Origin of the sequence: Peptoniphilus harei (genome assembly GCF_900454685.1) — a bacterium.
Taxonomy (GTDB): domain Bacteria; phylum Bacillota; class Clostridia; order Tissierellales; family Peptoniphilaceae; genus Peptoniphilus_A; species Peptoniphilus_A harei.
The window spans coordinates 889,845-902,051 of record NZ_UATM01000032.1; the positions used below are offsets into that span (position 1 = coordinate 889,845).

9 protein-coding genes, 1 tRNA gene and 1 other annotated feature (1 of these 11 cut by a window edge) are annotated in these 12,207 nt (G+C 35.0%); of the genes, 5 read left to right on the forward strand and 5 right to left on the reverse strand.

Annotated elements, in window-relative coordinates:
* Positions 1-85: a binding site (T-box leader), on the forward strand; it begins 118 nt to the left of the window's first position.
* Positions 86-160: 75 nt separating this feature from the next.
* Together DRZ96_RS05615 and DRZ96_RS05620 are read left to right on the forward strand one after the other, a co-directional pair.
* Complete coding sequence (locus tag DRZ96_RS05615) at positions 161-2,812, forward strand: valine--tRNA ligase (RefSeq protein ID WP_112889903.1); 2,652 nt, start codon at positions 161-163, stop codon at positions 2,810-2,812.
* Entirely contained in the window at positions 2,809-4,107 is a 1,299-nt protein-coding gene (locus DRZ96_RS05620; protein WP_112889904.1) for a bifunctional folylpolyglutamate synthase/dihydrofolate synthase, read from the forward strand. The genes DRZ96_RS05615 and DRZ96_RS05620 overlap by 4 nt, the downstream gene beginning before the upstream one ends.
* A 318-nt stretch (positions 4,108-4,425) precedes the next feature.
* On the opposite strand, the gene DRZ96_RS05625 is transcribed toward DRZ96_RS05620, so the two are convergent.
* The 3 genes from DRZ96_RS05625 to DRZ96_RS05635 form a co-directional block, all read right to left on the reverse strand.
* Positions 4,426-5,547 (reverse strand): hypothetical protein, encoded by a 1,122-nt coding sequence (locus tag DRZ96_RS05625; protein WP_112889905.1) that lies wholly within the window; start codon positions 5,545-5,547, stop codon positions 4,426-4,428.
* Positions 5,548-5,662: 115 nt separating this feature from the next.
* Positions 5,663-6,556 (reverse strand): copper amine oxidase N-terminal domain-containing protein, encoded by an 894-nt coding sequence (locus DRZ96_RS05630; protein WP_112889906.1) that lies wholly within the window; start codon positions 6,554-6,556, stop codon positions 5,663-5,665.
* Between the two features lie 133 nt (positions 6,557-6,689).
* Positions 6,690-7,577 (reverse strand): LysR family transcriptional regulator, encoded by an 888-nt coding sequence (locus tag DRZ96_RS05635; protein ID WP_112889907.1) that lies wholly within the window; start codon positions 7,575-7,577, stop codon positions 6,690-6,692.
* A 175-nt stretch (positions 7,578-7,752) separates the two neighbouring features.
* Between DRZ96_RS05635 and DRZ96_RS05640 the strand changes: the two genes are divergently transcribed.
* Together DRZ96_RS05640 and DRZ96_RS05645 are read left to right on the forward strand one after the other, a co-directional pair.
* Entirely contained in the window at positions 7,753-9,141 is a 1,389-nt protein-coding gene (locus DRZ96_RS05640; protein WP_112889908.1) for a YfcC family protein, read from the forward strand.
* Positions 9,142-9,160: 19 nt separating this feature from the next.
* Positions 9,161-10,324 (forward strand): M20 family metallopeptidase, encoded by a 1,164-nt coding sequence (locus DRZ96_RS05645; protein WP_112889909.1) that lies wholly within the window; start codon positions 9,161-9,163, stop codon positions 10,322-10,324.
* A 64-nt stretch (positions 10,325-10,388) separates the two neighbouring features.
* Here the strand turns inward: DRZ96_RS05645 and DRZ96_RS05650 are convergent, their stop codons facing one another.
* A complete protein-coding gene (locus DRZ96_RS05650) occupies positions 10,389-10,790 on the reverse strand; it encodes a zinc ribbon domain-containing protein (RefSeq protein ID WP_112889910.1) in 402 nt (133 codons plus the stop codon).
* 28 nt (positions 10,791-10,818) lie between these two features.
* A complete protein-coding gene (locus tag DRZ96_RS05655; protein WP_112889911.1) occupies positions 10,819-11,748 on the reverse strand; it encodes an L-lactate dehydrogenase in 930 nt (309 codons plus the stop codon).
* A 295-nt stretch (positions 11,749-12,043) separates the two neighbouring features.
* Between DRZ96_RS05655 and DRZ96_RS05660 the strand changes: the two genes are divergently transcribed.
* A tRNA-Leu gene (locus tag DRZ96_RS05660) sits at positions 12,044-12,127 on the forward strand.
* Positions 12,128-12,207 lie beyond the last annotated feature (80 nt).

Consider the following 12,207-nt stretch of genomic DNA (forward strand, 5'->3'; position numbering starts at 1 on the left):
CCAGAGACGACTTATCTCGTTAAAGATTATAGAGTGTTTATTGAAAAATAAAAATTAAGGTGGTACCGCGTCTTTCGTCCTTAGGGATGGAGGACGCTTTTTTATTTTTTTAATTTTATAAAATTGTAAATAATGAAAAAATTATAAATTAGGAGGAAAAATGAAAGAATTAAACAAAACCTATGATCCAAAAGATTTTGAAGAAAAAATCTATGACTATTGGATGGAAAATAATTACTTTAGGGCAGAGGTTGATGAAAACAAAAAACCTTACTCAATAGTAATGCCACCTCCAAACGTAACAGGCAACCTTCACATGGGTCACGCCCTTAACAATACAATCCAAGACGTCCTCATTAGGACAAAAAGGATGCAGGGCTACTCTGCACTTTGGTTACCGGGAACTGACCACGCATCAATTTCCACAGAAGCTAAGGTTGTAGAAAAGCTTAGGAATGAAGGCATAGACAAGGAAGACATTGGAAGAGAAAAGTTCTTAGAACACGCTTGGGATTGGACTCACGAATACGGTGGCAACATTGTAAACCAACTTAAGAAGCTGGGAATTTCTTGCGACTGGTCAAGACAAAGCTTTACACTTGACGACAATCTTTCCAACGCTGTTGAAGAAGTTTTTATAGAACTTTATGACAAGGGACTTATCTATCGTGGCAACAGGATCATCAACTGGTGTCCATCTTGCGAAACTTCAATCTCTGATGCAGAAGTTGAACACGAAGAAAGTGATGGAAATATTTGGTACTTCAAGTATCCTTTTGCAGACAGGGAAGGTGGAATTGAAATTGCAACAACAAGACCTGAAACTATCCCAGGAGACCTTGCCATTGCAGTAAACCCTGAAGATGAAAGATACACTGACCTTATTGGTGAGTACGTAATGATCCCAGTGATGGACAACAAAAAAATTCCAATTATTGCTGATGATTATGTTGAAATGGACTTTGGTTCTGGTGCAGTAAAGATCACTCCATCCCACGACCCTAACGACTTCGAAGTTGGAGCTCGTCATGACCTTGGCCAAAATATAATTATGGACGGCAAGGGATATTTAAATGAAAATGCTGGAGCCTACGCAGGCCTAGAAAGATATGAAGCAAGAGAAAAAATCATAGAAGACTTTGAAAAACTTGGCTTCTACATTGGCAAGAAGCACCACCACAACGCTGTTGGTCACTGTGAAAGATGTCACACAGTTATTGAACCACTGATTTCTAAGCAATGGTTCGTTAAGATGGCACCACTTGCTAAGCCAGCCCTTGAAGAATACAGGAAGGGCAACCTAAACATTGTTCCAGAAAGGTTTGGAAAAGTTTATGAAAACTGGCTAGAAAATATTCGTGACTGGAACATCTCAAGACAATTATGGTGGGGACACAGGCTTCCAGTTTGGTATTCTGATACTGACGATGAAATTGTAATCTCAAGAGAAGACCCATCAAACACTAAGGGATACGAAGGCAAGACTTATACCCAAGACCAAGACACACTTGACACTTGGTTCTCATCAGCCCTTTGGCCTTTCTCAACTCTTGGTTGGCCAGAAAAGACTCCAGAGTATGAATACTTCTATCCAACAAATGTACTTGTAACAGGCTACGACATCATCTTCTTCTGGGTAATCAGGATGGTATTTTCTGCCCTAGAACAAACTGGCAAGCTTCCATTTAAAGATGTATTCCTAAATGGACTTGTAAGAGATGACCAAGGAAGAAAGATGTCAAAATCTCTTGGCAACGGAATCGACCCGCTTGACATCATTAGAGACTACGGTGCCGATGCTCTTAGATTTACCCTTGTAACAGGCAACACACCAGGCAACGACATGAGGTTTTACACTAAGAGGGTTGAAGCAAACAGGAACTTTGCCAACAAACTTTGGAATGCAACAAGATTCTTAATGATGAACATGTCTGATGAAATCGAAGATTCCAACTTTGATGTAGCTAAGCTTCACTACCAAGACAAGTGGATAATTTCAAAACTACAAAAAGTTATAAAATCAATTACAGAAAAAATTGACAAGTACGAAATTGGACTTGCAGCAGACGACATCTACGACTTCATCTGGTCTGACTTCTGCGACTGGTACATTGAAATTGTAAAACCAGTCTTATATTCTGACGATGTGGAAGAAAAAACAAACACAGTAAAAGTTTTATTATATGTATTAGAAAACATCTTGAAGCTTCTCCATCCATTTATGCCATACATCACAGAAGAAGTTTGGCAAGCCCTACCTAACAGGAAGGAAGCTTTGATTCTTGCTTCTTGGCCAGAATATAATGAAGACCTTGTATTTGAAAAAGAAGAGAAGGCAACAGAATATATTGAAAATGCCATTCGTGAAATCAGAAATGCAAGAAGCGAAATGAATATAGAAAATTCAAAGAAGTCAAACACTCTTGTCTACACTAAGGACGATGAAGTGAGAGAAATCTTTGAAGAAATGAAGGGACTTCTTCTAAATCTTGGCTACTCAAACTCTGTAGAAATTACAGATGACGAAGGCAAGAAAAATTCAGAAAATATTGCCATAGTTCTCGACAAGGCAGAAATCCAACTTCCACTTAAGGAACTTGTGGACTTTGAAAAGGAACTAAAGAGACTTCAAAAGGACAAGAAGGAAGCTGAGGGCGAACTAAAAAGAGCCAAGGGCAAGCTTGCCAACGAAGGTTTTGTTTCAAAGGCACCAGCAAAACTCATCGAAGAAGAAAAGGCAAAAGTAATTAAGTACGAAGAGATCCTAAAGACAGTTGAAGGACAAATTGCAAAGGTAGAAAAGAACCTATGACATATCAAGAAGTTGTAAAAAACATAGAGTCCAGGATTGGCAAGTTCAAGTCCAAGGGCAATGTGAGGATCAAGGCCTTCTTAGAAAATATTGGATCACCCCACAAGAACTTAAAGGTCATCCACATTGCTGGGACCAACGGCAAGGGGTCTACAGTTAGCTTTATCAAGGACATCTTAAAGGAAGATTACAAGGTGGGGTCCTTTGTTTCTCCCCACCTCATAACCTACTGCGACAGGATAAAAATTGGGGACACAGAAATTTCCCAAGAGGACTTTGCAGAACTTGGAGACTTTATAATTGAAAAAGAAAAAGACATTGTAGAAGAATACGGCGACCTCAACCTCTTTGAATTTTTGACAATTATGGCAATAATTTACTTTGAAAGAGAAGGGGTAGACCTTGCTATACTTGAAGTTGGCATGGGTGGTCGTGCAGACTCTACAAATATCTTCACAAGTCGTGAAAAATTAATTTCTATTATCACGTCAATTTCCATGGACCACATGGAATACCTTGGCGATACCATAGAAGAAATTGCCGATGCCAAGGCTGGTATCATCCAAGAAGATGGACTTGTAGTAACCACAAACAGAGATCCAAAAATTCTTGGAGTAATAGAAAAAGAAGCCAAAGAAAAGTCTGCCGAACTCTTCTACACCAAGGACCTTGAAAGTGAAATTTTAAAATCTGATTTAAGGGGAATTGACTTTAAATTAAAACTAGATGGGGAAGAAGAGGACTTACAGCTCACACAAATTGGTGACTACCAAGTGGAGAATGCCATAGGAGCAATTTATTCCCTTTACCTCTTAAACAAGAGGGGGATTTTAAAAATTTCTCTTGATGACATTAAAAAGAGAATAAAAACTTCAACTTGGAAGGGAAGGATGGAGATTGTCTCAAGAGACCCACTTATAATCTTAGACGGTGCCCACAACTTTGATGGAATCAAGAGATTAGTTGAATCCTTAGACAATTTTAAATTCAAAAAGCTCCACCTCATTATGTCAATCTTGGCTGATAAGGAACACAAGAAGATGCTAGAAGAAATTTCCTCTTACACCGATGAAGTTGTCTTCGTAAACTTGGACTACAAGAGGGGGACAAGCCCAGAAGAACTAAGTCGTGAGGCAAGTGAATATGGACTTAAGGGTCAGGTCATGACCATTGATGAAGCCTTGGATTATTATAAAAAAACTTATGAGGATGGCGACTTGATTTTAATTACAGGCTCTCTTTACTTTGTAAGTGAAGCCAGGTCCAAGATTTTAAACTACGATTACAGCATATAAATAAAAATAAAAAAAGATTAGGTTTTGAGACCTAATCTTTTTTGATGGAAAATTTATTTTAACTTATAAAGTTTTATAAAGTATCTATAATTAAGCAAGTTGTTAGAAACTAGGAAGCCACAAATACTTATAAAGTTATAAGTATTCATAAGCATCCTAACACCTATAAGCTTATAAATTTTTTTAATCTTTCAAATATTATTAAACTTAAAAAAAATTATGAAGTCATAAATATTTATAAACTTACAAAAATTAATTTATAAAGAAAGCAAAAGAAAAAGACCGTGGATTCTTCCACGGCCTTATATAAGAGTTAAATTATTTTGCATCTTTAGCAGTTTCTTTAACTTCTTCTTTTCCTTCTTTAACGTCTTTTTTGATTTCTTTTTTAGCTTCTTCAGTTTTTTCTTCGATCTTAGCTTCAGCCTTTAGGCCAATTTTTTCTACAGCTTCAACTAGAGCCTTAAGTTCGTTGTTAGCTTGTTCAAGAGTTGCATCTTTGTCTGCTACAATGTTTTTACCAGCTGCAACAGCGTTTTCGTAGTTAGTTTTAACTTCGTCAGTAGCTTTTTTGTATTCTTCAGAAGCACGAACTTCTTTTTCTTTAGCTAATTCTTTGTTGATAGCTTCTTTAACTTCTTCAAGTTTTGGAGCAACTTTTTCTTCCTTAACTTCTTCTTTTTCATTTACAACAGAAGTTAGAAGAACAGATTTAGTAGCTTCGTCATAACCAACGCCAAATCCAAGTTCTTTTCCAAGATCTCTTAACTTGTAGTAGTTAAGGTCATCAATCTTGTAAGCAGTAGCAGTAAGAGTTTTATCTCCAACTAGAACCTTGTCGTTAGTAAGCATACCCTTAGATTCAGCCTTAACTGGTTTTTGGTCAGATTCTACAACCTTGTAGTCAGCAGCCTTAGTAAGAGAAACAACTCCGTCCTTGTAGTCAACGCCGAATTTAGCTTGAGAGTCCTTAAGAACTGCAGCTAGGTCTCTAAGTTTGAAGTAGTTGTAACCGTCAATGTTGTATCCAGAGATAACAACGTCTTTTCCGTCAAGTTTAACTTTTTGGTTAGTAGCCTTAACGTCAATAGTCTTTACTTCTTTTTTAACTTCTTTAGCTTTTTCTTCAGCCTTTTCTTCTACTTTTTTAGCGTCTTTTTTAGCTTCTTCTTTTACTTCTTTAGCTTCTTTTTTTGCAGTTTCAGCTTTTTCTTTAGCTTCATCTTTAGCTTCAGTCATTTTTTCTGAAGCTTTTTCTTCAGTTTTTTTGCCAGCTTCTTCAGCCTTAGCTACTTTTTCTTTTCCTTCTTCAAGAACCTTTTCCATCTTAGTTGGTTCTTTAACGTCTTTAACAGCTTCAGTAACTTCAGCGAATACTGGGCTTGCAGTAGATAATAGCATTACTCCTGCTAGTGATAGTGATGTTAATTTCTTATTCATTTTAATTTTTCCTCCTAAAATATAAGTTAACCTTATTATACAGAATTCACCCAATAAATCAATTAAAGTAGGCAAATTAGCGATTCATTTTATAAATTTTAATAATTCTGTAACATTAGCTGTTGGAATAAGCGTAAACGAAACCGCCACTTGCATCTACATTTACATCGCCTGAATTAGTGTAGAAAACATAGGTACCAGCATCAGGAAGATAAGCTTTTTGGTATTTATTGAGTTCGCTCTCTTTTAAAAACCTCTTTTTATTTCCCACAAGGTCCATAAAGTCACGGGCAACTTTCCTCGACTCATTTTCACTTAAGTGCTTTTCCAAGAAAGGATATTTTTCATTAGGGAAGTAGTAAAACTTGTAAAATTCTAAATTATTATTTTTATCAAAGATAAATCTCATGGATAAATTCTTCTTTTCATAATCCTTTAAAAATAATTCATAAACCTTGCCATCATCAACTTCTTCTACCCTCATGACACCATCCTTTAAGTAGCCTTCAAGGTCAGTGACCCTTCTTATCTTATTAATAATAGCAAGGTCCTTGGCATCTTTAGATAAATCAATATCACGAGTAGGATCAATTTCATGGCCATTATTTATGGCACAGTAAAATTCCTTTTCATTCCACTCAAGCTTAGCATCCATGGCGTTGGCAAGAGCCCTTGCAGGCACATAAGCAGTGTCATCAAGGATAAAAGTTGGAGAGTCAATAGTAAAGACCATATCATCAATCCTGTACTCCTTGGAGTCAATGTAAAAAACAATCTTCTTGCCTTGATTTAAAATCTCCACTTCTTTTGTGTCGCCCTTCCAGTTGACGTCAGCACCTAAGTTTTCAGACACAAGTCTTAGGGGAATATGGATCCTGTCATTCTTAACAACAAAGTCCTTCTCGAAGACAATGTGATTGATGTTAAGAGTCATCTTTTTCTTTCCATTAGCATAGACACTAGTGAAGAGTAAAAGAAAAGATAATAAAAACAAAAGCTTCTTCTTCATGTTATCACTCCTTTATACAATTATATCATTAAATAAATTTTAAAAACTTACAAAAAGCTTAAGAATTAGGGAAAATAAAAAAGCCCCCCTAAGGGAACTTTTAAGATTTTACTATGAACTTGTTATTTTGATTTTAAACAATAACTTTTTTTGAAACATAATCTTTTATTATTGTAGATAACTTGTGAGCAAATTCTTCCATCTCAGGATTTTTGTAGACAATAGTAATTGCAGAAAAATCTCCTTCGATTTTTACAAAATCACAATAGGAAGTGGAGTTAATCATTTTAAGAGCTGATTCATATATAAAAGTTACTCCCTTATTTGCTCTAACTAGGCTGACAGAATTCATAATGCTAGAAGTAATTTTAATCTTGGAAGGGTAAAAATCATAGCTTTTGAAAATATCATCTACAGATTTCCTTAGATTCTTTTCAGTATTGAGTAAGAAAAAAGTTTCTTTTGAATAATCGAATAAAGAATTTTTGCCTGATTTATAAATAGATTTTGGAACCATAAAATAAATATTGTCATTTAAAGCATAAACAGAATGTAAATTTTTATTGTTTATATTCCTGTTAGTAATAAATAAATCAATCTCATCATTAAGCAAGGCTTCTTCAAAAGATGATGAGTCATATTTTGTCAAACTTAATTCTAAGTTAGGATAAAGTTCTATTAATTTTGGAACTATGTTTGGAATTATATATTGAGACATAAAAGCTAAAGAACCAATTCTAATGTAAGAATTGTTTGAACTCTTAGATTCATTTATTTTTTTATACATTTCTTTTTCTAAAGTTTCAAATTTATCTATGTAGTCAAAAAGTAATTTTCCTTCTTTAGTTAGGATGAGAGGAGATTTTGACCTATCAAAAATAATAAAGCCTATTTCATTTTCAATATTTTTCAAAGATCTACTTAGGTTAGGTTGAGCTGTAAAAAGTTTTTTTGATGCCATACTAATACTTTTACATTCTCTAATGGTTTTTAAAATTTCTATTTTTTTATTATCCAGCACTTATATCACCGAAGATATTATATCATATATTATATAATGTATATAACAATTTAAGTATTTGTAGTGATAAAGCGAGGCTGATAAAATTTAGTTAATGATGTGAAAATGTTTACTTAGTAAAATTTTCTATCAAAAAATGTTAGAAGATTGTGTAATTTTAAAAAAGAGGTGTTTTATGGAAAAAGTAAAAAAGAAAAAGGTTCCACATACTTTAGTAATTCTTATGATTATTATTTTATGTGCAGTTGCTTTAACTTGGATTATTCCAGCTGGAGCCTATGAAAGAATTGAAAATGCTCAAGGAGTGAAAGTAATTGATCCAGAAAGCTTTCACTATATTGAAAAGAGCCCTGTAAATCCTTTAAAAATATTTAATATTAGTTTGGAAGGATTTAATAAGGCAGCAACTTTAATATTTGTAATTTTATTTTCAGGAGCTTCCTTCAATATAATAACAATGAGTGGGGCTTTACAATCCTTAATAGGAGCAGTTTCTAAAAAGACAGAGAGTAAAGAATATCTTTTCATTCCAATACTAACTCTCATCTTTGGACTTATTTGTACTACTCAAGGTGTTAACACCTTTATAGGATTTGCTCCAATCATGGTTATGATTGCATTAGCAATGGGATTCGACTCCATAGTAGGTGCTTCAATAATCTTACTTGGTGGAGCAGTAGGATTCTCAACAGGAACTTTAAACGTTAATACAACAATAGTTGCACAAGAAATTGCAGGTCTACCACCATATTCAGGCTTATCTTATAGAGTTGTGTGCTTTATAGTCTTTTATATTGTTACAAACTTATACTTGGTTAAGTATGCTCTAAAGATTAAGAAAAATCCTGAACTAAGTCCAATGTATGAATTAGATAAGCTTAGAGTTAAGGACGTGGACTCTCACGATGAATTTAACTCTCCAATGAACGCAAGAAAGTGGGCTGTTATCATTTCATTATTTGCTGCATTAGGACTTATAGTTTACGGTGGAGTAAAATTAAAATGGAAATTGGAAGAGACAGCAGTTGTGTTTGTTTGGTTATCAATAGTAGCAGGTTTTGCTGCTGGATTCAAACCATCACAAATTGCAAAGTACTTTGTTGAAGGTGCTAAAAAGATGATTGGTGCAGCTCTTATTATTGGACTTGCAAGAACTGTATCAGGAGTACTCGATGCTGGTAATATAATGGATACTAGTATCCATGCTATGTCAAACTGGCTCAACTTCTTCCCTCAATTTTTAAAGGGACCAATGATGTTCATCGTAAACTTATTAGTTAATATGTTTATAACTTCTGGAAGTGGACAAGCTGCTGCAATTATGCCAATATTTGCGCCTTTAGCAGACACTATTGGACTTACAAGACAAACTGCAGTTTTAGCATTTAACTTTGGGGATGGATTCTGTAACTATGTACTTCCTACTTCTACAGCACTAATGGGTATATTAGGAGCAACAGACATACCTTATGACAAATGGATGGTATTTATGGGTAAGCTATTTGGAATTTGGATTTTAGTTGGTTCTGTTATGATGATAGGTGCACAAGCTATTAACCTTTAAGTAAGAGTAAAGGAGAAAAATGAAAGATTTAATTATAAAAGAAATCGATAAAATAAAAGATAAATTGTTTGAAATGTCAGATGAGATTTTTGATCGTCCAGAACTTTGCTTTGAAGAACATTTTGCAAGTAAACTTCTAGAAGACTATCTTGAAGAAAATGGATTTGAAGTTGAAAGAGGTTTGGGTAGTCTGGACACTGCTTTTAGAGCAAAATATTCTAATGGAGATGCCAAATATAACATAGGACTCCTGTGTGAATATGATGCACTTCCCATGGGACATGGTTGCGGACACCAAATGCAAGGTCCCTCAATAATTGGAGCAGCAGTAGCTGTAAAAAATGCGGTGAAAGATCTTCCCTTTAACTTGATAGTTTATGGAACACCTGCTGAAGAAGGCGGCGGAGGAAAAATGATTATGCTTGATGAGGGTTATCTAAAAGATATAGACTTAGCTCTTATGATGCATGGTGGGCCAGCAACACAAGTTGATGTTAAATCAATGGCATTATCATCAAGATTTGTGAAGTTCTTTGGCAAATCTTCTCACGCAGCCCTTAAGCCAGAAGCAGGAAGGTCAGCCTTTGATGCACTTCTTTTAACTTTCCAAGGTCTAGAATTTTTAAGAGAACATGTTAAAGAAGATACAAGAATGCACTATACAGTTCAAACCCTTCCTGGGCCAGCAAATGTTGTACCAAATGAAGCTGAAGGTCATTTCTCATTGAGATCTTACAACTCAAAATATTTAGATGAAGTTGTGGAAAGATTTGACAATATTGTGAAAGGTGCTGCTCTTATGACAGGAACAACTTATGAAATAAGAGAAGATAGAAGACTTGAATCAAAGATACCAGCATATATTTTAAATGACTTAATAATGAATAATGCTGAAAATCTTGGTGCTCCAAGAATAAAAGGAGCAAGAGAAAAAACTGGGTCAACAGATTTTGGAAATGTGACTTATTTAATGCCAGGATCCTGTGCTAGAATTGCTTTTGTTCCAGAGGGAACAGCTTCTCACTCACAAGAATTTGTGGACTTAGGTAAAGAAAAAGAAGCACACGACTGTGTGGAGTACGGTGCAAAAATAATTGCTACAACAGTTTATGATTTAATTGAAGATCCTAGCTTAATTGAAAAATCCATAGAAGATTTTAAGGAATATAAGTCTAAGATGTAAATAAATAAATCCCCTCTAAAGTTAGGGGATTTTTTAATGCAAAAAAGTCCCCCTAAGGGAACTTTTAAGATTTGACTATGAACTTGTTGCCACAAGATTTGCAAGTGACTCTTATCTTGCCCTTGCCTCTTGGGACCTTCATCTTGAATTTGCATGAAGGGCACTTGATGTACTTGTGAGTCTTTCTATTGTCATATCTCTTCTTTGAAGTGAAGAACTTACTTCTCAGTGGCTCAATAGTGTCTAAGAATTTTTGATTTTCCTTGTATCTTGCATTGATGTCTCGTGAGAGGACCCTATAATAGGAATAAATTATAAGGACTAGGGCAATAGTAGGTAGGCTTGCCTTCTTCACAAAGAGGTTTACTATTAAAAGCACAAGGGCCAGGAAGGTGATGAACCTGCCCAATTGGTCTTGGCCATACCTTCCAATCATAAATTGTCTAAACTTTTCATTGAACTTCACAAAATCAACTCTTTCTAATTTTATAATCTCATAGGTCTAACTTGGCAATGTGGTCTTTGATCACACCAGCTGTCTTTTTAAGTCTACCCAATTCTTCTTCTGTTAAGTCAAGTTCATACTTTTCTTCAATACCATTTTTGCCAATCCTAATAGGAGTTGAGATGTATAGGTCCTCAAGGCCATAGTGACCTTCCATTAGTGCAGATCCCTTTAAAATAATTTTTTCGTCATTGGCAATTGCTTGCAAGATGTTATTTACTGTATTGCCAATACCATATTGAGTGGATCCCTTGCCCTTAAAGATATCCCAACCACGACGGCGAGTGTCATCTTCAACTTGGTCCTTGTCAAAGTCTTCAAAAAGTTCTGGGTGAAGATCTTTATATTTTTCAAAAGGCATGGAATCTATCATAACTTGTGACCATGGGACAAATTGACTTTCGCCATGCTCGCCAAGGACAGTTGCGTTGACAGACTTTGGAGAGATGCCAAGTTTATTGGCAATTACAACTTGAAGTCTTGCTGAGTCTAAAAATGTACCTGATCCAATAACTCTTGAGTCATCAAATCCAGAAACCTTATAAACTTCATATGTGATAATGTCTACAGGATTTGTCACAACGACAAAGATTCCTTTGAAGCCTGCATCAACAATTCTCTTAATGTAATTTCCAACTTCTTTTTTGTTTAGTTCAAGCTCGTGAAGTCTATCTTCTTCAGGAATCTTGCCAGAGCAAACTACTATGACGTCACGGTCTGCCATGTCTTCATATTCGCCAGCCCTGAACTTAACATCCTTTGGATAGAAAAGTCTTCCATCATTTAAGTCAATGGCTTGGGACCTTGCTTTTTCTTTTATGACATCATTTATAATAACGTCACTTGCAATTCCCCTCATGGCAGAAGTGTAGGCTACGATCTCGCCAACAGCTCCAGCTCCAATAATACCTAATTTCATCTTTATTCCTCCTTTTGTCATTTCATTTGAGTCAATAAGAAATTGAATTTTCTTATTAAGAACTTATTATAGTACAGTGTAGTACAAAAAGGAATACAAAGTTAAAACTCACCAATGTAAAAATAAAATAAAAAAATTTTAAAAATATTGTAGATTTTTTTAAATCCACCTGTTATAATAAAGAAGCACTTGAGAGAGGAAGAAAAGTTCCTCAAAAAATATTTTAAAAACTTTAAAAAAAGTCTTGACAAGATATTAAAAAGTGCGTATAATAAGTTTTGTTGTTAAACTTCATGCGGGAATGGCGGAATTGGCAGACGCGCTAGACTTAGGATCTAGTTCCAACGGAGTGGGGGTTCAAGTCCTCTTTCCCGCACCAACATTAAACTCACAAGTTAGCTTGTGAGTTTTTTTATGCTCATTTTTTAGATATAAAATCAAAGCAAAAGAATATTTACA

Coding starts and splice junctions, on each gene's coding strand:
- DRZ96_RS05615 (WP_112889903.1), top strand. CDS start 161: ATGAAAGAATTAAACAAAACCTATGATCCAAAAGATTTTGAAGAAAAA.
- DRZ96_RS05620 (WP_112889904.1), top strand. CDS start 2,809: ATGACATATCAAGAAGTTGTAAAAAACATAGAGTCCAGGATTGGCAAG.
- DRZ96_RS05625 (WP_112889905.1), bottom strand. CDS start 5,547: ATGAATAAGAAATTAACATCACTATCACTAGCAGGAGTAATGCTATTA.
- DRZ96_RS05630 (WP_112889906.1), bottom strand. CDS start 6,556: ATGAAGAAGAAGCTTTTGTTTTTATTATCTTTTCTTTTACTCTTCACT.
- DRZ96_RS05640 (WP_112889908.1), top strand. CDS start 7,753: ATGGAAAAAGTAAAAAAGAAAAAGGTTCCACATACTTTAGTAATTCTT.
- DRZ96_RS05645 (WP_112889909.1), top strand. CDS start 9,161: ATGAAAGATTTAATTATAAAAGAAATCGATAAAATAAAAGATAAATTG.
- DRZ96_RS05655 (WP_112889911.1), bottom strand. CDS start 11,748: ATGAAATTAGGTATTATTGGAGCTGGAGCTGTTGGCGAGATCGTAGCC.